Source organism: Methanocalculus pumilus (genome assembly GCF_055382585.1).
The window spans coordinates 251,719-272,123 of sequence record NZ_AP042393.1; the positions used below are offsets into that span (position 1 = coordinate 251,719).

Sequence of the window (20,405 nt, forward strand, 5' to 3'; positions counted from 1 at the left end):
TATTGCTCTCTCCATAGATAAGGGTGATGGAGAGATCAGGGGTTTACTGCCCATGCCGGGAGATCCGGGGTAAATCCGATCGCCCAGATCACAACAGTGAAGAGGAAGAATGTCCAGAAGACGACACCCATCAGGTTCAGAGCCCATCCTGATTTGAAGAGTGTCTTCATATCGATATACCCTGTTCCATAGGCAACTGCATTTGGCGGGGTGGCGACGGGAAGCATGAATGCAAGAGAGGCACAGACTGCGGCAGTCAGCATCAGTATGTAGGGATGGATTCCCATGGAGATCGCTGTTACGGCCATAATCGGCATCATCACCGATGCAATAGCGGTATTTGAGGAGACCTCGGTTAAGAGGGAGACTGCGATTGCCACGATCAGCACGATTGCCACGATCGGGAGGAGCGAGAGCATCGTGAAGGAGTTGACGATCAGCTTTGCAAGGCCGCTTGAGATAAATGCAGCAGATAAACAGAGACCCCCGCCAAAGAGGATGAGAATGCCCCAGGGGATCTTCTGTGCCCATTCCCAGTTCATGGTGAAGATCCCTTTCTTCATATCAACGGGAAGGAAGAAGAGGAGGAGTGCTCCAAAGATTGCAATCACCGTATCATTGATTCCGGGGAAGACCTGGTCAAGGCCGGGGATGGTTGTGCCTCCGATCACCTTGGTGGAAGCAAAAATCCAGCTGAATGCAGTGAGGAGGAAGACGAAGAGCGTCCATTTTTCACCTCTGCTCATCGGCCCGAGCTCCTCCATCTCCTGTTCGATAACGTCCTTTGCCTGAGAGAGTTTCTGTGGCAGGTGGCGGTAGGGGACTTTAATCAGCCAGAGCCAGACGATCGGTATGAAGATCGCGGCAAGAGGGACACCGAACTTCATCCAGGTGAAGAAGTCGATTGTTGGTGCCAGGGGGAAGAGAACCTTCATCTGTGCGATGAAGATCCCGTTTGGAGGCGATCCGATGATAGTGGCAATGCCTCCAATGTTTGCGGCATAGGCAACTGCAATAACAAGGCATCCTGCAAAGTCACGCTGCTCTTCGTTCATCTCATCAAGTTTGGCGTTCACCGAGGGCATCACAGTGGCGATGATCGCAATGGCGATTGGGATCATCATCATCGCGGTTGCGGTATTTGAGATCCACATCGAGAGGAATCCGGTTGCAACCATGAACCCAAGAACGAGACGCCTGGGGCTTGTTCCGACGATATTGATGATGGAGAGTGCAATCCTCCTGTGCAATCCCCATCTCTGCATCGACATCGCGATGATAAATCCGCCGAGGAAGAGGAAGATGACCGGATCTGCATACGGGGTTGTTGCTTCCCGTATCGAGAGGACGCCAAGAAGCGGGAAGAGAATGATCGGAAGAAGTGCTGTCACTTCAAGGGGAACTGCCTCTGTTACCCAGAAGATTGCCATCAGGAGTGTGACGGCAGCAACGTATCGCGCATCAACCGGGATAATTGCCGGATCTACTGGAGCAAGGAGTACTGCTATAAAAACCAGTATGCCAATAATCTTCCCGATCTCTTTCTTCATTCCTTCAACATTAAGGAGTCAGAGAATATTAGTATTCCTTTTTGGAACCTCCCCGTTCCGGGAGAGGGATGGAAGGGAAAAGAAGCCTAAAAATGAGATGGGATGGAAAAATAAGTTATTTAATCTTTTTTGATTTCTTCTCTTTCATCGCCTTCAGTGCATCGAGAACGGCTTTTCGCACCACCTCATCCTCATCCTCTCCCTCCTTCATCCTCTCCAGCGCTTTCCCTGCAGCATCGCCTCCGATTCTGGAAAGTGCCTTTGCTGCCTCCTTTCTGACTATTTGTTCAGTATCATTCTTCAGTAGATCGGAAATCGGCTCTACTGCCCGTTGATCGCCGATCCCGGCAAGTCCGATGAGAGCACCAAGGCGGTTCCATTTATCCTCATGTTTCAGAAGTTCGAGTAAGTGGGGCACCGCCTCGGGATCACCGAGCTGGCCGAGTGATTTTGCTGCCAGCCAGCTGACATCCGCATACTCATCAGATAACGCCTCGATTAGGGGTCCGACCGCCCGGAGATCTCCCTCTTTTCCAAGCGCCTCAGCTGCCCGCCACCGGAAATTTAACGTTCCTGTCTGGAGAAGCGTTATCAGCTGAAAGAAAAGCTCTTCTTTTTTGGTCCCCTCTTCATCCATCTCTGCCATCAGTCACACACCTAAACGGCACTTTCATCCATGCCTACATAAAGGTGTTGATCCTTTCTGCCCCGGAGAAGAGGATACAGGTTTCCGATTGTGGAATCGTGACTCTCATAAGGTTCAGGTTCAAACCTATTGGCTATGGAGACGAAGAGAGATGGTGAATGCAACACTTTTGCAGTTGCGCCAGGTGAGAAGGTCGATATACTGGAGCTTGAGGAGCTCGGCTCCCGGTATGGCATTGATATGTATCTCTATTTTGAAGAGGATCTTGCCCGGAACTCAACACTTCAGAAAGATATGGAGGATTTTAAGGCTGTTCCCGAGTATGAGCGCCCCTTTATAGTACTTGAGAAGTTTATTGCCTTTGCTGCCAGCCAGGATCCACAATTCCGGGATAAGCTTAAGGAGCTGCCACTGATCCTTGAGGTGATCGCGTGCGGTGAGATGACTATTGCAGGCAGGCAACGCAGGTACATCACCACACTGATGCCATTTCTCCAGGATATGGAAGCACTTGAGATCTGATCCCTCAGGACAACTGGAGGTGCCGCCCGGCAAGGGCGCCTCCATAGATTGCTGCCCCGAGAATGATGATCGTTGCGCCTGAGGGGAGATTGGATGCATAGGAGAGGGCGATCCCGATAAGGACCGTTACAACGCCGATCAGCACTGCTGTTATCATCATCGTTTTGAGTGATTGTGTATACAGGCGTGCAGTTGCCGCGGGGAGCGTCAATAACGCAATCACCAGGATGATCCCGACTACCGAGATGAGAGGGACGATTGTAAGTGCGATTAAGAGGAAGAGCACCAGCTTCAGCGCTGAAACCGGCAGCCCCATCACCGCTGCATATTCGGGATCGAAGGTGACTGCCACAAGCCGGGGGAAGAGGGTGATCACAACTGCCAGTATCACTCCAAGCAGGAGTGCCATCAGGATGATGTCTGTTGATGGAACAAGAAGGATGTTTCCGAAGAGATAACTGAAGAGATCCGGGGGATATCCGGGTGTTATGGAGATGAAGATGATACCAAGCGCCATCCCGACAGCCCAGACTGCGGCGGTGATCGTATCGGTCTCCTGCATCTCGCGGACATTCAGGTACCAGAGAATGCAGGCTGCACCGATAGTGAAGATTATCGCACCGATCAGGGGGTCGATGCCGAGGAAGAACCCAAGCCCGACTCCCCCGAATGCGGCATGGGAGATACCTCCGCTTGTTGCTGCCATCCGACTGACCACAACAAAGCTCCCGACAATACCACAGGCAATAGCGGCAAGAATCCCGGCTACAATGGCATTCTGGAAGAATCCAAATCCGAGGATCTCAATCATCCCGACCACCCCGATGATCGCGGAGGACACGATGGGGAAGACCGTGGGCGATCAGATCAACCGGGCACCCATACACCGACGTGAGCATATCTTCGGTGATGGTCGCATCCCCATGCGTATACAGCCGGCGGTTTAAACAGGCGATTCTGTTCACCTGCCCGGATATTGCACTGATATCATGGGTGACGATGATCACGGCCATCGTCTCCCGGAGTTTCCCGATAAGCGAGAAGAAGAGCTCTTCTGCCGGAGCATCGATGTAGACGGTCGGCTCATCGAGGATGAGGAGACGCGGTTCGCCTGCAAGTGCCCGTGCAATGATTGCCCGCTGCTGCTGGCCACCCGAGAGATCGGCAATCGGGTGATCCGAAAGCCCCGAGAGTCCGATCAGATCCATGGCCCTCTCCATTGCCCGGTAATCCTCCTCTGAGTATCCCGACAGAAATCTCCTCTTCTGTGGGAGCCGGCTCTGGAGGATCATCTCCGAGACGGTGATCGGAAAGGAGAAGTCGAAGGTATGGAACTGCGGGACATACCCGATCTGATCACGGCCTTCCGAAGGCGGATGGCCGAAGATACTGATGCTCCCTGCCGCGAGTGGAAGGAGGCCGAGGATTGCCCTGAGGAGGGTGGTCTTCCCGCCGCCGTTTGGCCCTATAATGGCAGCAAAATCATGCTCTTCCACCTCCCAGGTGACATTTTCGATGGCAACATGCCTGCCATAGCAGACTTTTACGTCATTCAGGCGGAGGGCAGCAGTCATCTGTAGCCTCCCTGAAGTGCTTCTGCGACCCTGATAAAGTTCTCAAGGTATGCCTCCGGCAGGGGATCGATTACGACCACATCTCCGTTTATATCGGCAGCAATGACACGGGCGGATCTCTCCGAAAACTGCGGTTCGACACAGACGATTCTGATTCCGTCTTCAACGGCGATTCTGATAATCTCCTGTATCTCCCTCGCGGTCGGCTCCTTCCCGCCGATATGAACCGCAACCTGCTCGAGATCGTACTCCCGGGCAAAGTATCCCCAGGCATCATGGGTTACGATGAACCGGCGGCCCGGGAGGGTGCCCAGTATCTCACGCACCTCTGCATCCACAGAAGCCGTTCTCTTCTGGTATTCATCGAGGTTCTGCTGATAGATCGCCTCCCCCTCCGGATCGATTGCAATGAGTGTACGTGCGATTGTTGCTGCCATCAGGGCACCGTTTTTGGGCGAGAGCCAGATATGGGGATCTGCCGATTCCGTTGAATGATGGCTCTCCTCGTGATCATGCCCTGCATCTCCTTTGATTAAGTCAATTCCTTCTGAGAGATCAACAACAAGCAGGTCAGGGTTCTGGGATGAGAGGCGGCTGACAAGCCGGTCCTCAAAAGGAAGCAGCCCCAAACCCACCCTGAAGAAGATCCGGGATTCTGCGATAGACGCGATCCGGGCAGGTGTCGGCTCGAAGGTATGGGGTTCGGTTCCAGGCGGTACAACCACGGTTACAGTGATCCTGTCCCCGCCGATCGCAGAAGCGATCTCTTTCATCGGAAGGATCGTCACCGCTACCGGAATCCTTCCATCATCTTCGGCACTCTTTGGTTCTACACATCCTGAGGAGAGGCATGCAATAAGGATCAAAGCAATGGCAAAAATCCCCGGATACCGCAGGGAATCATTCTGCCGGCTCAATGCAACATCCCTCCTCGTGTTCGATCCGCCCGCAGACCGACATCATCGGGTGGCCCAGTGAGGCGCAGATCCGGTTCACCGCATCTCTTGAGACATGATGTTCAAAACTCTTCACCTCGGCACAGGCTTCACCTGGGGTAAAACCATAGTGGGAAAAGAGGAGCGTCAGTATTCGATGCCTTCTCTGGATAAAATGTGCAATATGCTCTCCTTTTTCGGTAAGGGTGGCTCCTGCATATGGCAAATGGATCAGAAGCCCAGCCTCCGCCATCTCACGGATCGCCTTGGTTCCGGTTGATGGCGATATGCCAAAATTATTGGCAATATCTGTTGTTTTTACGCATCCGCCAGATTCAAGGATATATTTCAGGTACTCTGCCTTCCGTGGCGATACCTCATCTTCTCCGGATTGCATATCAGAACTACACTCTGAATAAAGAAAAATTTTCGGTCGAGTAAAATTTCAGATGGAGTAATCAGCTGATCCGCGTCCCCACCAGGTAATGGCGGCGATGGCCGGTGATCCGCACACGGCATCTGGTTCCGATCGATAGGTTCTCACTGATGATCACCGGCCGGTATGCAGAATCCCGAGCGGTGACTGAACCTTCCTGCAGAACTTCGGTGACGATAACGTCCAGTTCCTCTCCGATGAATGTGGTATAGATTCGATCAAAGATCTCACCCGCAACCGCAGTTGCCAGCCGGGATCGGTCCTTCTTGAACCGATCCGGCATATCAGCCCTGCTGGCAGCCGGTGTTCCCGGCCGGTTCGAGTACCGGGTGATATTGATCTTCTCAGGCCCAATTGCGCGGAGGAGATCGATCGTCTCTGCAAAGTCTTCATCTGTCTCACCAGGAAACCCGCAGATGATATCGGTTGAGATCCGGGCAGAGGGGAATCTTGAACGGATTTCACGGACAATCGCAATCACATCATCACGGCAGTACCGCCGTCCCATCTGCCCGAGTACCGAATCTGATCCGGATTGCACCGGGATATGAAAGAATGAAAAGATCTGCTCACTTCTGCAGGCATCAAGGACAGCATCGAGGATCGGCATGAGGGTGTCCGGGTTCATCATCCCAAGCCGCACCCGGTACGATCCCGGCACCCTCCCGATCGCCTCCAGCAGTCCGGCGAGGCTCTCCCCCCGATCCATCCCCCATGCAGAGAGATCCTGTGCTGTCAGCTGCACCTCGACAGCACCCTCTCTCACCAGTCCTTCAAGCTCATTGACAATCTCTTCCAGGGGATGGCTCAGAAGCGGCCCCCTGGCTTTCCGGGTGATACAGTAGGTGCAATGGCCCGGGCATCCCTGTGCCACCTGGAGAATGGCAGGGTTCCCGGAGGGGTGAACCCCTGTCTTCTGGAAATGGTAGTGAATGGTATCCGGATCGATCACGAATCCCCCGCAATCCGGATCGATCTTCGGGAGGCAGCCGGTGACGAAGAGGTTCCGATCCCGGCATTCGGCGATCCTCTTCCTCATCTCCCGTTCTGTTTTTTCGATCACAATACAGGTATTGATGAGAATGCAGTCTGCATCATCGGGAGACCGGGTAATAACGCACCCCTGTGACTCCAGAATGATCCTGATCTTTTCTGTATCGCCGTAATTATAGGTGCACCCGTAGGTCTCGATGTAGACCCGTTTATTCCGAATCCCGGTTATAGAATCCGGCTGTATGTCTGCGGGTTGCATATCTCCTCTATCAGATCGGTGCGGACCTACAAAAAAGAGATGATACCGGATCATCCGGCTTCCCCTCTCATATCTCGCGATCACGCCCCTGCCCGGAGAAGCCTATATATCTTACCGGGTCAAGGTTGAGGTGAGGTGCAGGAGAATGCAGCTGAACACCATCTCCGGAGATGGTTCCATAAGTGGCAGGCTTGAGATGATACGCGCTTTTGCCGCAAAATACACCCCGGATCAGGATCATGACGAACAGGTGATGAAGAATGCCCTCATGCTCTTCGACGAGCTCACTCCCCTGCACGGCCTTCTGGGAGAGGAGCGCTTCCTCCTCCAGGCAGCAAGCCTCCTTCATGATATCGGGTGGAGCCAGCCGGGCGGTGCCCATAACAAGACCGGAGCCCGTATGGTCAGATCTGACACCTCCCTTCCCCTGAAGAGGGATGAGCGGGAGATGATTGCACTACTTATCCGGTATCATAGAAGATCTCCGCCCTCCCTCCGGCAAAGGCGGTTTGCTGAACTAAATCCGGGAGACCGGGAGCTCGTGCAGAAGCTCGCCTCCCTCCTCAGGATCGCAGACGGCCTTGATCGCTCCCACCAGTCTCTTGTCGATACCATCACCGCCACGATAGGTGAGGATGAGGTGATCCTCCACTGCTCATCACGGAGCGAGGGGTACCTTGAATGCGAATATGCACTGGAGCGATCCGATCTCTTCACCACCCTCTTCTCCCGCGAGGTGGTCATCAACTGGAGGATAACTCCTTAACGGGAGAACCGTTTTGCCACCCGTTCAAGCCAGGACTTTCTGAGATCCCGCTCCCTGAGATCCTCTTCAAGCTCCCTCACCTGTGACCAGAGTGTTCTCAGTTCCGATCGCGAGAGGGCGACCTCTTCCCGGAGACTGGCAATCTCACGGAGGATCAGGCTGGTATCTGCTGCCATGCTTTCACGGATGGCTCCAAGCCGGTGATCGATTGCGTTTGTCCTCTCCCCGGCCCGCCGGGAGGCGATGACGATCTCATCCAGCAGATCAGATCCCTGTGGGGAAGGTGGCGGGGTTGCTGATCGTACCTCTCCCTGCTTCTTCTCTCTCTCTTCATCCATCCCGATCTCGTGGAGGGGTTTTCCACCGCGGAGAACTGCGACAATCCCCTCATGGCTTAATCCCTGTGATCTCAGATCGGCGATCACACGGAACCGTTTGAGGGCACTCTGTTCATAGATCCTGACTTTTCCGATCGTCCGATGCGGAAGAAAGTCATTGAATTCGTCTGCATACTGCCGTACCAGGTCTTCTGACAGAAAGAGAAGGCTCGCAATCTCGGGTATCCTGATCGAATCGTCATCAGGCAATGATATCACCGCTCATACTCTCTGTTGGAGGAGTACAAACATAAACCCTTATCATACAGCCGTGATCAAAACAGGGGCGGATGATAACCGGGGAGAAAGGACTTATCTGTGCAATGAGTATATATAATAATTAGATAATGGAAGGCGACAGCGCAGCACAGGGGAATCAGCCGGGTCACAGGTTCTCCGGTGTCTCAATCAAGAATGAACCCTTCACCGTCTCGGCAGCTCGCGGCATCGTCCGGCTCGAGCCCGAATCAAAAACAGGAAGAGTCAGGGAATTTTCCCGTGATGCCCTCTTCGATGCAGTCCCCGAGATCGATAGCGAAGGCCTTCCCGCCCTCGCCCTTGCGATCAACACCCCCGGTGGTATCCGGCGTATGGTCCTTTCCTTTCCCCAATGGGCAGGTGGTACCCAGAGTCGTGACAGTCTTGAAGCCCTGATCCGGGCGATTATTCAGGGCAACGGTGATTCGCCTGCTGGTATTGCCACAAAGAATGTTCAGATCTTTTCCGGTGTTCTGATCAAGGGTGAGCGGTATGCTATCGGGATTGACCCCTCCGGGATCACATTGACATCCGGAGATGGAGCAGGAAACCGGTCAGGTTTCCCCCTCTCTGCCATTGCCGGGGTGGAGTTGGAACCCGGAAATGGAGATTCCCCCTCCCTCGCCCTTGATATCAGCACTTCCGGTGGTATCAGGCGGATGATCCTCTCCTTCCCGGGTGATGCAGGTGGATCATCTGCACGTGACCGGGTGTTCAGCATGATCCGTGATATCCGGGGGATCCGTGCCTGCGGACAGGAGACCCCTGCCAAAAAAAAAGTTCCTGCCGCTCCCTTCTGTTCATTCACCGGCATCACCATCAAGGATATCCCCTTCAGATCCGATCTCTATTTCGACCGGATCTGCCTGATCCCGGAAACAGGTGAAGGCGCACCCCGTGAATTTCAGAGATCTGATCTCTTCGATATCGTTCCTGAGTTTACACCGGACGGCCACCAGTCTGCGGTCCTTGCCATTGCAACCGGAAGTGGCATCCGGCGCCTGATCCTCTGTTTCCCTTCAGAGAAAGGGGGTTCATTTGAGCGGGACAGGTTCATTGTACGGGTTCAGGAGATCATCGACGGCACAGCAGGGAGCAGGCCTGAGACTCTTTCAAAGGGAGGACGGCCTCCTGCAAAAACAGAATATCCGATCTGCCAGAGATCCGAACTCCTGATGGATAATGAACAGGTCGGCCTCCTTCTCACCTCAAAAAGACTCATCATCTATGAAGGTGGCGGCACCTCGGTGTCGGTACGGGAAGAGTTCCGTTCATCACAGATCCTTGATGCATCCCCCACAATCGATCTCTTTGGGATGCCGGCAGTCACCATCTCGCTCATCTCAAGGGAGAAAGAGATCTTCCACCGGATCATCGTCTTTGAGGAAGAAGACGAGCGTGATACCTGGATTGAGTATCTCACCGCAGATGAAACCCCTCCCCCCATGATCGAGGGGGAGTATGATGATCTGGAATCTGCCGTTCATGAGTGCCAGGCTGAGACGGTGGATGAACCCGAAGAAGAATCGGAGGAAGAGGATGAGGAGGAGATTCCTCCACCTCCGGAAGATGATTACAAACCGCCGCCTCCTGTATGCCGGTGCCCGGTCTGCCAGACGCTTATTGCGCCGGAAAGCCCGTGGTGCGACACCTGCGGTGTCCGCCTCTCCCCGGATCATAACTGGAGGGGACTCTCGGAATATGTTCTTTATACCGGATCAGACGATCCCCTCACCCCCCGCCCGAAGCGTGAATATGGCCGCCTGCTGACATTTCTGTTCGTACCATCGGGTGCGGGGAGGTTTCAGGACGATCCCCTCCCGCTCCCGCTCACCTTCTTCCTCACCTCAATGCTCGTCTGTATCCTCGGTACCATCGGGATTATCAGCTATCTAGCTGGATATGCCGGAATTGATCCAGCTCTCTATCCGGTCATCTCTGAACTGATCACCGACCCTGCGACTATGGCAGTCTTCACCATCACAACCCTGATCGCAGCAGGAGTGGCGGTTCTGATCGCTGCGTTCCTCGCATTTCTGATCACCGGACGGGTTGAGGGGAGTTTCGGGAGGCTGCTCCGGATAACGCTCTACGCTGTCCTTCCCATTGGAATAATCGGGCTTCTTCCTGTTGCAGGACTCTTTATCGCCGGGATATGGTCGATTCTGATACTCTCAGGCGCACTCAGGAGTACGTTTGACTTCTCGATGCCCGCCTCCCTCTTTCCCCCGGTTGCCAGTTACGGTGCCGCCCTCTTTGCGGGCATTCTCCTCTCGGGAGGAGTTCTATGAGGCGTTCTCTTCTCATCTCCCTCCTCTTCCTGGCCTTCCTCATCTGCCAGACCGCATCTGCTGTGAATGTGATGATCGCAAGTGACACCACCTCAGCAGTCGTTCCGGGCACCATCACCTTCACCGGATCGGTCTTTGGAAACGAGACGGACGTGGCTGAATGGTCATGGCAGTTTGCGAGGGTGGGGGATCCCTCGTCTGCCACGCCGATGGTTGGGAGTGGCAGGGTGGTGACACAAACCTTCGATCGTGCCGGCACCTACCGTGCAGTCCTCTACACGATGGTTGACGGACAGAATTTCCAGAGCAATCCCTATGATGTGATGATCTATGAGAGTGATTTTGTGCCGGTACCGGAGTTTGAGGCATCTCCTGTAACCGGAACAGCCCCTCTCACCGTCATCTTCAGGGATACGTCACAACACCTTCCGACAAACTGGCACTGGACATTTGGTGACGGGGCAACGGGAACCGGCCAGACAGTGGTACATACCTATACGGAGCCGGGATCCTACTCCGTCACCCTCGCAATCGAGAACCCCGCCGGGAGGTTCACCAAGACCTTCTCAAATCATATCACCGTCACCACTCCACCGGTTGCTCTCTTTTCCGTTGACAGGACAAGCGGCGAGCTCCCGCTCACCGTCCGGTTTACCGATGAATCCACCGGTGATATCACCTCCTGGTACTGGGATTTTGGTGATGGCTCAACCTCGACTCTCCAGCACCCCTCGCATACCTACACAAAAAAGGGAACCTATACGGTAACTCTGAAGGCAGAGAATAAATACGGTACTGCAACCATCACAAAGAATAATCTCATTACAACAGATGTCAATCCGGTTGTCGACTTTGCTGCAGACCAGCAGAAAGGTGCGGCACCATTCACCGTAAACTTCACCGATCTCTCCGGCGGCAGCCCGAACCAGTGGCGATGGGATTTTGGTGATGGACGGAGTTCCATCCAGCAGAACCCGACCCATACCTATACCCACCCCGGAACATTCCGGGTACAACTCACCGCTTCAGGAACGAATGTTGCGGGATCACTCACCCGCGCCGGGTATATCGTTGTACGGGATCAGCCGACTGCTGCCTTTGATGCAGAAAAAACATTTGGAAACGCTCCCCTCACCATCCGGTTTTCGGATCGCTCAATCGGCGGTCCTGAAGAATGGCGATGGGAGTTTGGCGATGGTTCCGGCAGTTCAGAGCGGCATCCAACCCACACCTACACAGAAGAAGGCACCTACTCTGTTATGCTGACCATCAAAAACAAAGATGGATCAGACTGGCACCTGGAAGAGGACTATATCACCGTCCTGAAACCGACACCGTCTCCTGCCGCCCTGACAGAAGATATTGGAGCAGATGAGAATGGGCAAGGAAACGAGACAGCAATGGGAGTTGTCCCGCCCCTCAATATATCAATTGATATACCGTTTGTGAATCCAAAGGATCTCGGATCAGAATATATCATGCTGATCAAAGCAGCATTTGATCGGCTCAAAGAGTCAGGCTGAAGTGAACCCCTCCTCCTCACCCCGCCGGATAAAACATGATTCACTTTAGATCGGATTGGATGAGAAAGATAATAGTGATCTGTTATAGTGTCAGATCTTCTGCGGCTTCTCCGGAACCCCGGAGAGATCGCATGATGCATCGCAGGATCCATTCACGACCCGGTATGCATCTGCCAGGACTGCGGCATTGGCGAGGAGTCCAGCAATCAGCACAGCCTCCAGGATCTCTTCCCGTGTTGCGCCTTTGGACTGGGCTGCACGCATGTGGTACTCGACACAGTGGCTGCATTTCAATACGGCACCAACCGCCATGCTGATCAGTTCGACCACTTTTGGTTCGAGTTTCGAGAGTTGTGTGACTGACCCTTTGTACAGGAGATGTGAGATGAGTACCTCGGGCTTCTCGCTCATCCGCTGGAATATCAGGGGGACGGTGCCATACTCCTGCTCGATCTGTTCAAGCCAGACCCTAGCGGTCTCCTCTGATCCATCTTCTTTGATATGCTGAATAATATCCTCGAAATCCATCTCCATCTACACCACGATATGAGTCTCTGAAAAAGGTTTGATCTGCACCAATATGTAGTCACGCATTCGTGACGGTACAATCCATGCGGTATCACCGATCGTCACATCCTCCTCAACAGGAAGCGATCTGATAGTATCATGATACTGATCAAACGGCAGTTTTATCCGAAGTCCGGTAAGCTGTACGGTGACCGGGGTTGGGGAATAGACCTCATGAATCTCCGGGACACCATTTTCGATCACCTCCTTTAATCTGGCAGGAGAGACCGAGAGGGGGTCATGGGCGATCTCGTCCCGGATCTCATTTAATACCCGTGCAGTCTCTTCGACCACCGCATCAAGCCGTCCGATATCAGCCTCGGTCCGTGTCCTGTGCATGAACCTGCCGAGGTTGCCCACATAGCCTGCTGCCGGGGGATCGGTGATCCGTTTCAGTGCCTCGAGTGGGGGTGCCCCGGTCAGGATGATCGGGACATTCACACCCCGCCTGAGCCCGTTGAACTTCTGCTCGATACAGGTCTCGAAGTTGCCGAGGACATAGATGGCAAGATCGTGCTCATTGATCACATCCTGCTCCTCATCATTCAGCTGTGAGATCCGCTTCCCAAAGCCGCGTGCCAGGCCGACCATATTCGTCTTGGCGCCGACAGTCCTGAGATATTCGGCAATATCGCAGGCGGAATGGGGGAGGTGATGGATCTCAAGGCTCGGGATGACGACGGCTATCTCACAGCCGACAAGCGGCGATTCGGCCACCTCTCCGGCGAGCGGCTTTGTGAATGCGGTGAACCGTCCGATATCATCTTTTGGGATGAATGCCTGAAGCACCATCTCCTGTGCCATCTCATGTTTCTGGATGATGTATCCGCCGAGATCCTCGATATAGTCAATAACCTCGTCATGCCGGTACACGCCTCCCGTATAGGTGATCGGAACAAGGATCATACCATCTCCTCCCCGATCAGCTTAAACTGTGCAGATACCAGATCCCCGACGATATGTTCGGGGAGCGTGTTCTCACTTGCGGCATAGAAGAACTGCCGTTTTCCATAGGATTCCCTCCGTACCTTAAAGCCCTCGGGTGCGATCACCGTCATCGCGTAGATTAAGTCACGGAGCACGGTATCGGCACGGTTCACAATCTCGATCTTCTCGAAGTCCTGTGGGATCGGAACATCCGAGATGATGACTGTGAACCGATCGGGCTGATCGACATGATCATGCCCGAAGATCCCATACAGGTGGGTGAGGAATTGTGCGAGATAGGTCTCATCCCGGATGGAGATGACTGTATCATTGCCCTGCATCTGGATCGATCCGATATCAGAGATCCTGACGGCAGCACCCGCATCACGGATCGTCCCGACAGCAACAAAGATCGGTATCCTCGGATCGATGAAGATCCGGAGTTTTGAGATGACCGCCGTGAGGTTGTGGTCTGAGAGGACGGTCTCGGTGATCTGCTTGTAGAAGTCCCTGCCTGTCTCTTCAAAACATTCGACCTCAAACGCATCCAGCAACGTCATGGCAATTCACTCCTTCTTCCTGTCAACAAACCCGGATGCAAGGAGTGCGGCTCCCGTGGCACCGATATACTGCGAGTGGTGCGGAACGACGATCTCGGTCTGGAGGAGCTCTCCCATCGCCCTGACAAGACCCTGGATCAGCGAAGTTCCCCCAACCATGATCACCGGTTCCCGGATATCGACCTCCTGGAGCTGCTGTTCGAAGACCTGTTCGGCAACCGAGTGGCAGGCAGCTGCTGCCACATCTTCGGGTGTGCTGCCTGCTGCAAGGGCATTCACCAGGCTCTGCGTTCCAAAGACGATGCAGTAGCTGTTCATCGGGACGCCACCCGACACACCTTTCATTGCAAGCGGTCCAAGCTCTGTGATATCGACACCAAGCCGTTTTGCAGTCATCTCAAGGAACCTTCCGCTCGCCCCCGCACAGATGCCGCCCATTGTGAAGGTGCCGGGGATCCCGTCCATCACCGAGATCGCCTTGTTATCCATGCCTCCGATATCAATGACGGTTGCAGGACCGTGCTGGGTATCAGCAAGATAGACGGCACCTTTTGAGTTGACAGTCAGCTCTTCCTGGATGAGATCGGCATTGAGGTGTTTCCCGATCAGGAACCGTCCGTACCCGGTTGTTCCTATCGCCTCGATATCATTTATCGTGAGGCCGGCTTCGGCGAGTGCCGCTTCAACAACCATATCCGAGGATCGGAGCACCTCGGTCGTCGGCTCCCAACCGGTTCCGATGATCTCGTTCTCCTTCATCACGACACATTTCGTCGTGGATGAGCCCGAGTCGACGCCCATTGTGATCCCGGTCTGCTCCTCACGTGCGAGGAGGGCACGCCGGCGTGCTATTGTTGTGAGCGCCTCCATCCGTGTCAGGAGAGTCCCTGAGGACGTCCGCTCCGTAAATGAGTACGAGACGACCGGAAGGGTTGAGTTCATATGGATGTACCGCCTGAGTTCTGTCCTGACGATTGCAGCTTCGGCACACCTAAAACAGCTTCCGATGAAGACTGCATCCGCCTCCACCTTCCCGGTGACCAGTGCTTTTGCCCGTGCAATGGCGAGCTTCAGATCCGGGCTCTTCACATTCAGCCCAAATGAATCGAAATCCCGTCGCAGATCATTGAGTGAGATGTCGGGGTAGAAGACTTCAGCATCAACTGACCGTGCCGCCTTTGCGATCTCGTTCTGGACACCGGAATAATCGGCACCGCAGGTGAGCTGGGCGATACGCACCGGCCTGCTCATGCCTTCTCACCCCCGAGTTCTGCGAGGAATGCCTTGATGGAAGCGACGAAAGTGACTCCCTCATCTTGTGTCTTTGGGTAAGACAGCTCAAGGACTGGTATTCCCTTCTGTTTCAGGAGGAATATGAGCAGCTCGTTTGTCCGTGCACATCCCATGCAGCCGAAGGCAAAGTCAGATTCCTCAATGATGATTGCTGCATCTGCCTCTTCAACCAGGGGTCCGTACAGCGACATCCGCCCCCGTACTCCTGAAGGCACCTCAACCGCTGCCCAGTGAAGCCCCTTCTTGGGGTCTTCAGGCGTAATCTGGAGTGGCGGGGAATCAAAACCTCCTGCCTGGATATGTTCGCGGACTGAAAGTGCAGATCCAAGCGGCTTATGCCCAAATCGTGCGACGAGGTCCGAGAGCATCAGGCTTGTTGCCGGATAGATGAAGATCTTCGCCATAATCAGGTCTCCTCCCCGATGATGGATGAGAGCTCCTCAATATCGAGGGGTGGCTCCCGTTTGAAAGGCTGTGCAATCTTCTTCAGTTCTTCTTGTTTCATGGTATCCGTCTCTTTCAGTCCGTGTGAAATAAATCGCGAAAGTCCGATCTCGTATTCATGTCCGAGGTATCCGGGTCTTGACCCCCCGAGATTTGCCCTGCATCGCCGCGGATCTCCCGGAGGAAATCCCCTGTCCTTGATGAAGATATGGAAGGGATCCAGCTTCCGGAGCCGTTCAACCACCCTCGCAACTTCGTCCGGGGTTCCGGTAACCTGCACCCCGAAACAGGTCTCCTTGATCATAATGCCCATCGCAACCTCGTAGGCGGCGATAGCAAGATCCTGCGGGGTGGTTGTCGGCGATTCGACGAAGACATATTTTGTCTCGGTGCCGACATACTCGGGATTGTACTCTTTCATCTCTTCACCTCCCTGATATAGACGGGCTCTCCTTCCTTGAGCTTCCCAAGCTTCTCCGGATCATGTATGGTTCCGATGATGTTTGTTCCCTCAAAAGGCTCTGCGGTCGGCCCGAACTCGGCATTCTCCGATTCACGCACCCCGACAAGCCCGGCCCCTCTCCGGGAGGCGTTCGTCATCCCAAGAGAGCGTTTCGGAACAGAACCAACCGGTGTATTTTCCGGTATGATGTTGATCTTCTCGGGGATATCCGGTTCAAAGAGCCAGACATCATCGAAACTGAAGAAGAACGGGAGCATCCCGATCGAGTACCGCTTCAGCCCGGTGAACCTGCGGAATATATCGACGGTGCGGGGGGCCTTCTCATCAAAGAGCGTGATATCGATGATATCATTCTGATCCATCGTTGTGACGGTCACCTGCTTCTCTTTCAGCACCTGGAGGGTGGTGCCAGGCTCCTGGCTGATGATAACCCGTGTGGTGTTCTCAGAATCAGCATTCAGAGAGATGCCCCGTTTCTCAGCATATGAGAGGGCTTCTCCAAGATGCATACCCAGCAGATCGAACCGCTCCGGTTCACAGAGAACAGCACATGATTCTCCCTCTGAGATCAGCCTGATGAGTTCGATCCCATGAGTCACCTGCCCGATGACGGTGTGGTGCGGACTCGTTGCCACATCATCGCGGTAGATATAGATCGCACCGGAGAGCTTCCCTTTTGTACGTGCGGTTACCGCACCTTCACGCCGGGGGGCTTTCTGTTCATGCCTGATATCCATGCGTCCGAGATGCGCATCCATGCAATGAGTGGATGTGGTTCTCTCTGCATGAAAGATTCCGGATTGCAGGGAGAAGAGGAGGTGATCCACCGAATCAGCAATCGTAGTATCAATATCCTCCTCGGAGTAGCCGTCTGCCCGGATACGGATATGGGAGATGATCTCCATCCCCTCTTCAAGAGGGAGGGAGAGATCGGTTGTCGTAATCGTATGGGTGCTATCAGCCCAGCTGATGATCCGTTCGATCCCGGTGATCCGATCTCCGGTATCAAGCCTGTCGACTGCACCACGCCCGGCAACAACACGGCCGATGATCCCCCCGCCTTCTGCTGCACCGTGATCTGCCTGATGTTCTTTCCTTGATACGATCAGGTACGAGCGTTGTGTATCATAGCCTCCACACCCGATCAGGATATCGCCGCGTGCATACCGGGAAGGGCGGCGTGAAGGGTTGAAATCGGATGGGAAAGGCCCAAATGCCGCGGCGTACCGGTCAGACCAGTGGAGAGCCGGGTTGAATGATGCATCATGCGGATCGGGAAGGCTCACGCTGCCATCCGGGATCTCGGCAACAAACTCCCCTTTGGTGGTGGTGATCCGGAAATGGCGTGTTGCCTCTTCCGAAACGACACCGGGCCTGATGATTGCAAGAGATAATGCAGGGTTGTGATCGAAAAGGATATCCCTCAGGCATGCTCCATCATCTGCCTGGATTGCCGTGCCATCCAGAGTGACCCTGACCATGCTATGCTCCTGCAACCGCCTTACTCATAATGTCGCGTTCTTCTGCGGTAAGAAGATCCATAATCTCCTGTGTCGGGCCGATAGCAACGATCTTGCCTCCACGCATCAGTGCAGCGCGATCGCAGACCTCCTGCACAAATTCCATGTCATGTGAGACGATAACAAAGGTTTCGTCCATCTCCTCACGTGAATGAAGGATCGAGTGTTTCACATCGACTTTTGTGATCGGATCCATGGTGCCGGTCGGCTCATCGAGGATGATGATCTTCGGCTCACGTATCAGGACCTGTGCCAGCGCAACACGGTGGCGTTCCCCTTCAGAGAGGGAATCCGGATGCCGGTTCAGGATTGCCCGCCCTTTCTCTTCAGTGAAGCCTGCCATCTTCAGGGTGATCATCGCCTTCCTGATAGCAAGCTCCTTTGGAAACTCAAGACCGATTGAGTCTGTCAGGTTGTCAAGGACGGATCTATGTGGGAAGAGGTCGTATTCCTGGTGGAGGAGGCCGATGTACATCTTGGCACGCCCGCGGAACTGGTATCCCGGGCGGGTCATATCGACCCATTCATCACCGATCTTGATATCGAGCCTGCCGCTTGTCGGCTCAAGGATCCCCGAAATAATCCGTGAGAGTGTCGTCTTTCCTGCACCGCTTGTCCCGATGATGCCGAAGATCTCCTTCTCCCGGATCTCAAAATCGACCCCGTCAACGGCCCGGATCACACCCCTGTCAACAGATATATATCGTTTTTTTAAGTTTTCAGACCGGATGAGGACATTTCCAAACTCAGGTGCTTCAAAGACCTCATCATCATGGTGGTCTTTCATGAAGGTGGTGATCACCTCCTCCGGGGATCCACTGGCGGTGATCTCGCCGTCTGCAATGAGGATCGCACGGTCAGCGACATCCTTGATTGCCTGGGCAAAGTGGGAGGTGATGATCATCCCCATTGATGCCGAACTCGCAGCCTTTTTCAACATCTCATGTACGACACGAGCCATCTTCGGGTCAAGGGTTGCGGTTGGTTCATCGGCAAAGAGGAGGAACGGCTCTTTTGCAAGCTGGCGCGCAAGAACCACACGCTGCTTCTCACCGCCGGAGAGATCACGGGCAATATGCATCATCCTGTGCGAGAGCCTCACCTCATCGAGGAGATCTGCTGCCCGTGATACTACTTTTCCTGAGGGATATCCGGTATCTTCGAGTGCCCTGATAACATTCTCGATGACACGGTCATTTCCATACAGCGCAAATGTCCGCTGGAACATGATGGCGGTTCTCTGCATCAGATGGCGTTTTAATAAATCATCATCATTCCAGAGATCTATATCCTTCTCTTTCAGGGTTCCTGCGTTACAGCGGGAACATGAGGATCCAGCCTTGCTTGCAAGCTCGATCCGACCGCAGGAATCACATTCCGAGATGTGATAGATGATCCGCCCCTCAGTCGGCGGTTGATCAATTCCACGGATCAGATGAATCAGGACGGTCTTTCCTGCACCGCTCCTGCCGATGATACCGACGGTTTCTCCTTCTGAGATCTCAAGATTGATGTTATTGAGTACTCTCGTGCCATTAAAGTCCATGCAGAGGTTTTCGACTGAGATAAAGGGTTTCATGAAGCAGCCTCTTGAGTAGTATGTAGAAGAAGGAGCATATTAGTCTTTATATGTGAACAGTCTTCCCCGGATCTGATCGCAATATCTCTTCAATGATTGCGATCACTTCATTAAGTTCATGAATCCTATAGTTGGCAGCAGCTTCCAGAGCTTCAATCCGCTCACCGGGCTGCTGTTCCGAGAGGATGGCAATATCCGCCTCCCTCATTGCCCGGAGATCATTGATCCCGTCTCCTACCATCAGGACGGTATCATAATTGTCTTTTAATCTCCGTACGATCTCCGCCTTCATCGTCGGTGTGGCAACGCCGAAGATCCTGTCATGCGGGATGCCGAGATGATCTCCCATCCGCTCAAGTTTTGATCCCCTGTCCCCGGAGGCGATGAAGGTGGCAATCCCCATCTGGTGAAGTCGGGTGATCGTCTCTTTTGCACCGGGAAAAGGGCTCCCCCCGGCAGTGATTGTATATTCAATCATCCTGCTTCTGATATTGAGGATCACGCCCGAGTTGATCGCTATCACCGGCTTGATATGGCTGCACCGGTTCCAGACACTGCGGATCGTCTCCTGGAGATCGCCAACAGCGGCATACTCTTCATGATAGAGGATATCAGCCACTTCATCCTGGGTGATCACGCGGCGCCCACAGGATATCCCAAATTCGATTTTTTTCCTGCAGAGAAATGCTGAGAGAAGCTCGTCTTTGTCTGCTTTAATGACATCCTCGGAGTGTACATGGAGAAGCACCAGGATTCGATCGGGATCATCAAAGGTGAGAGTGGTTGTCTCTATCTCCTCGATGATCTCTCCTGTTGCAATCTCTTTTGCAACCCGGTAGGTATGGAGGAGTGTCCCGGCACTGTCAAAGACTACTGCGATCGTCATCCAAAAGCCACCTTTATCAATGATAAGTACCGTCGA

At 53.9% G+C, this 20,405-nt stretch carries 21 protein-coding genes; 4 read left to right on the forward strand and 17 right to left on the reverse strand.

Features of this window, described 5'->3' with window-relative positions:
• Window positions 1-35 precede the first annotated feature (35 nt).
• Both ACZ44I_RS01270 and ACZ44I_RS01275 read right to left on the reverse strand, forming a co-directional pair.
• Window positions 36-1,550, reverse strand: a complete 1,515-nt coding sequence (locus ACZ44I_RS01270; protein ID WP_464549434.1) for an SLC13 family permease — start codon at window positions 1,548-1,550, stop codon at window positions 36-38.
• A 115-nt stretch (window positions 1,551-1,665) separates the two neighbouring features.
• Window positions 1,666-2,196 (reverse strand): HEAT repeat domain-containing protein, encoded by a 531-nt coding sequence (locus tag ACZ44I_RS01275; RefSeq protein WP_464549432.1) that lies wholly within the window; start codon window positions 2,194-2,196, stop codon window positions 1,666-1,668.
• A 135-nt stretch (window positions 2,197-2,331) separates the two neighbouring features.
• On the opposite strand from ACZ44I_RS01275, the gene ACZ44I_RS01280 reads away from it, so the two are divergent.
• Window positions 2,332-2,718: a hypothetical protein gene (locus ACZ44I_RS01280; protein WP_464549430.1), complete on the forward strand. Its 387-nt coding sequence runs from the start codon at window positions 2,332-2,334 to the stop codon at window positions 2,716-2,718.
• A 4-nt stretch (window positions 2,719-2,722) separates the two neighbouring features.
• Here ACZ44I_RS01280 and ACZ44I_RS01285 read toward each other — a convergent pair whose 3' ends face one another.
• The 5 genes from ACZ44I_RS01285 to ACZ44I_RS01305 all read right to left on the reverse strand — a co-directional run bounded on the left by ACZ44I_RS01285 (window position 2,723) and on the right by ACZ44I_RS01305 (window position 6,915).
• Window positions 2,723-3,559, reverse strand: coding sequence for a metal ABC transporter permease (locus ACZ44I_RS01285; protein WP_464549428.1), 837 nt, complete (start codon window positions 3,557-3,559; stop codon window positions 2,723-2,725).
• Entirely contained in the window at window positions 3,522-4,292 is a 771-nt protein-coding gene (locus tag ACZ44I_RS01290) for a metal ABC transporter ATP-binding protein (RefSeq protein WP_464549426.1), read from the reverse strand. The genes ACZ44I_RS01285 and ACZ44I_RS01290 overlap by 38 nt, the downstream gene beginning before the upstream one ends.
• On the reverse strand, window positions 4,289-5,209 hold the full coding sequence (locus tag ACZ44I_RS01295) for a metal ABC transporter solute-binding protein, Zn/Mn family (protein ID WP_464549424.1): 921 nt from the start codon (window positions 5,207-5,209) through the stop codon (window positions 4,289-4,291). The genes ACZ44I_RS01290 and ACZ44I_RS01295 overlap by 4 nt, the downstream gene beginning before the upstream one ends.
• Window positions 5,193-5,624: a metal-dependent transcriptional regulator gene (locus ACZ44I_RS01300; protein WP_464549422.1), complete on the reverse strand. Its 432-nt coding sequence runs from the start codon at window positions 5,622-5,624 to the stop codon at window positions 5,193-5,195. Before ACZ44I_RS01300 ends, ACZ44I_RS01295 begins: the two co-directional genes overlap by 17 nt.
• A 61-nt stretch (window positions 5,625-5,685) precedes the next feature.
• Window positions 5,686-6,915 carry a MiaB/RimO family radical SAM methylthiotransferase gene (locus tag ACZ44I_RS01305; protein WP_464549420.1) on the reverse strand — a complete coding sequence of 410 codons (1,230 nt, stop codon included), beginning with the start codon at window positions 6,913-6,915 and terminating at the stop codon, window positions 5,686-5,688.
• 145 nt (window positions 6,916-7,060) lie between these two features.
• On the opposite strand from ACZ44I_RS01305, the gene ACZ44I_RS01310 reads away from it, so the two are divergent.
• A complete protein-coding gene (locus ACZ44I_RS01310) occupies window positions 7,061-7,681 on the forward strand; it encodes an HD domain-containing protein (RefSeq protein ID WP_464549418.1) in 621 nt (206 codons plus the stop codon).
• Here ACZ44I_RS01310 and ACZ44I_RS01315 read toward each other — a convergent pair.
• Window positions 7,678-8,268: a MerR family transcriptional regulator gene (locus tag ACZ44I_RS01315; RefSeq protein WP_464549416.1), complete on the reverse strand. Its 591-nt coding sequence runs from the start codon at window positions 8,266-8,268 to the stop codon at window positions 7,678-7,680. The genes ACZ44I_RS01310 and ACZ44I_RS01315 overlap by 4 nt on opposite strands.
• A gap of 137 nt (window positions 8,269-8,405) precedes the next feature.
• On the opposite strand from ACZ44I_RS01315, the gene ACZ44I_RS01320 reads away from it, so the two are divergent.
• Together ACZ44I_RS01320 and ACZ44I_RS01325 are read left to right on the forward strand one after the other, a co-directional pair.
• Window positions 8,406-10,607: a Yip1 family protein gene (locus tag ACZ44I_RS01320; RefSeq protein ID WP_464549414.1), complete on the forward strand. Its 2,202-nt coding sequence runs from the start codon at window positions 8,406-8,408 to the stop codon at window positions 10,605-10,607.
• A complete protein-coding gene (locus tag ACZ44I_RS01325) occupies window positions 10,604-12,130 on the forward strand; it encodes a PKD domain-containing protein (RefSeq protein WP_464549412.1) in 1,527 nt (508 codons plus the stop codon). Before ACZ44I_RS01320 ends, ACZ44I_RS01325 begins: the two co-directional genes overlap by 4 nt.
• Before the next feature lie 90 nt (window positions 12,131-12,220).
• Here ACZ44I_RS01325 and ACZ44I_RS01330 read toward each other — a convergent pair whose 3' ends face one another.
• From ACZ44I_RS01330 to ACZ44I_RS01370, 9 genes are read right to left on the reverse strand one after another with little or no spacing between them, the layout of a single operon-like run.
• Entirely contained in the window at window positions 12,221-12,658 is a 438-nt protein-coding gene (locus ACZ44I_RS01330) for a carboxymuconolactone decarboxylase family protein (RefSeq protein WP_464549410.1), read from the reverse strand.
• Window positions 12,659-12,664: 6 nt separating this feature from the next.
• Window positions 12,665-13,603: a methanogenesis marker 7 protein gene (locus ACZ44I_RS01335; protein ID WP_464549408.1), complete on the reverse strand. Its 939-nt coding sequence runs from the start codon at window positions 13,601-13,603 to the stop codon at window positions 12,665-12,667.
• Window positions 13,600-14,184: a methanogenesis marker 17 protein gene (locus tag ACZ44I_RS01340; protein ID WP_464549407.1), complete on the reverse strand. Its 585-nt coding sequence runs from the start codon at window positions 14,182-14,184 to the stop codon at window positions 13,600-13,602. The genes ACZ44I_RS01335 and ACZ44I_RS01340 overlap by 4 nt, the downstream gene beginning before the upstream one ends.
• 6 nt (window positions 14,185-14,190) lie before the next feature.
• Complete coding sequence (locus ACZ44I_RS01345) at window positions 14,191-15,435, reverse strand: methanogenesis marker 15 protein (protein ID WP_464549406.1); 1,245 nt, start codon at window positions 15,433-15,435, stop codon at window positions 14,191-14,193.
• Window positions 15,432-15,881, reverse strand: a complete 450-nt coding sequence (locus ACZ44I_RS01350) for a methanogenesis marker 5 protein (protein ID WP_464549404.1) — start codon at window positions 15,879-15,881, stop codon at window positions 15,432-15,434. Before ACZ44I_RS01350 ends, ACZ44I_RS01345 begins: the two co-directional genes overlap by 4 nt.
• A 2-nt stretch (window positions 15,882-15,883) precedes the next feature.
• Complete coding sequence (locus tag ACZ44I_RS01355) at window positions 15,884-16,342, reverse strand: methanogenesis marker 6 protein (protein ID WP_464549403.1); 459 nt, start codon at window positions 16,340-16,342, stop codon at window positions 15,884-15,886.
• Entirely contained in the window at window positions 16,339-17,865 is a 1,527-nt protein-coding gene (mmp3, locus tag ACZ44I_RS01360; RefSeq protein WP_464549401.1) for a methyl-coenzyme M reductase-associated protein Mmp3, read from the reverse strand. The genes ACZ44I_RS01355 and mmp3 overlap by 4 nt, the downstream gene beginning before the upstream one ends.
• Before the next feature lies 1 nt (window position 17,866).
• A complete protein-coding gene (gene atwA / locus ACZ44I_RS01365; RefSeq protein WP_464549399.1) occupies window positions 17,867-19,483 on the reverse strand; it encodes a methyl coenzyme M reductase system, component A2 in 1,617 nt (538 codons plus the stop codon).
• A 46-nt stretch (window positions 19,484-19,529) separates the two neighbouring features.
• On the reverse strand, window positions 19,530-20,369 hold the full coding sequence (locus ACZ44I_RS01370; RefSeq protein WP_464549397.1) for an HAD-IC family P-type ATPase: 840 nt from the start codon (window positions 20,367-20,369) through the stop codon (window positions 19,530-19,532).
• Window positions 20,370-20,405 lie beyond the last annotated feature (36 nt).

Bases quoted from the DNA above. Each gene is read 5' to 3' on its own strand.
- ACZ44I_RS01320 (WP_464549414.1), top strand. From the start codon at position 8,406: ATGGAAGGCGACAGCGCAGCACAGGGGAATCAGCCGGGTCACAGGTTC.
- ACZ44I_RS01335 (WP_464549408.1), bottom strand. From the start codon at position 13,603: ATGATCCTTGTTCCGATCACCTATACGGGAGGCGTGTACCGGCATGAC.
- ACZ44I_RS01325 (WP_464549412.1), top strand. From the start codon at position 10,604: ATGAGGCGTTCTCTTCTCATCTCCCTCCTCTTCCTGGCCTTCCTCATC.
- ACZ44I_RS01330 (WP_464549410.1), bottom strand. From the start codon at position 12,658: ATGGATTTCGAGGATATTATTCAGCATATCAAAGAAGATGGATCAGAG.
- ACZ44I_RS01280 (WP_464549430.1), top strand. From the start codon at position 2,332: ATGGAGACGAAGAGAGATGGTGAATGCAACACTTTTGCAGTTGCGCCA.
- ACZ44I_RS01355 (WP_464549403.1), bottom strand. From the start codon at position 16,342: ATGAAAGAGTACAATCCCGAGTATGTCGGCACCGAGACAAAATATGTC.
- ACZ44I_RS01310 (WP_464549418.1), top strand. From the start codon at position 7,061: ATGCAGCTGAACACCATCTCCGGAGATGGTTCCATAAGTGGCAGGCTT.
- ACZ44I_RS01275 (WP_464549432.1), bottom strand. From the start codon at position 2,196: ATGGCAGAGATGGATGAAGAGGGGACCAAAAAAGAAGAGCTTTTCTTT.
- ACZ44I_RS01270 (WP_464549434.1), bottom strand. From the start codon at position 1,550: ATGAAGAAAGAGATCGGGAAGATTATTGGCATACTGGTTTTTATAGCA.
- ACZ44I_RS01345 (WP_464549406.1), bottom strand. From the start codon at position 15,435: ATGAGCAGGCCGGTGCGTATCGCCCAGCTCACCTGCGGTGCCGATTAT.
- atwA (WP_464549399.1), bottom strand. From the start codon at position 19,483: ATGAAACCCTTTATCTCAGTCGAAAACCTCTGCATGGACTTTAATGGC.
- ACZ44I_RS01340 (WP_464549407.1), bottom strand. From the start codon at position 14,184: ATGACGTTGCTGGATGCGTTTGAGGTCGAATGTTTTGAAGAGACAGGC.
- ACZ44I_RS01350 (WP_464549404.1), bottom strand. From the start codon at position 15,881: ATGGCGAAGATCTTCATCTATCCGGCAACAAGCCTGATGCTCTCGGAC.
- ACZ44I_RS01305 (WP_464549420.1), bottom strand. From the start codon at position 6,915: ATGCAACCCGCAGACATACAGCCGGATTCTATAACCGGGATTCGGAAT.
- ACZ44I_RS01290 (WP_464549426.1), bottom strand. From the start codon at position 4,292: ATGACTGCTGCCCTCCGCCTGAATGACGTAAAAGTCTGCTATGGCAGG.
- ACZ44I_RS01370 (WP_464549397.1), bottom strand. From the start codon at position 20,369: ATGACGATCGCAGTAGTCTTTGACAGTGCCGGGACACTCCTCCATACC.
- ACZ44I_RS01300 (WP_464549422.1), bottom strand. From the start codon at position 5,624: ATGCAATCCGGAGAAGATGAGGTATCGCCACGGAAGGCAGAGTACCTG.
- mmp3 (WP_464549401.1), bottom strand. From the start codon at position 17,865: ATGGTCAGGGTCACTCTGGATGGCACGGCAATCCAGGCAGATGATGGA.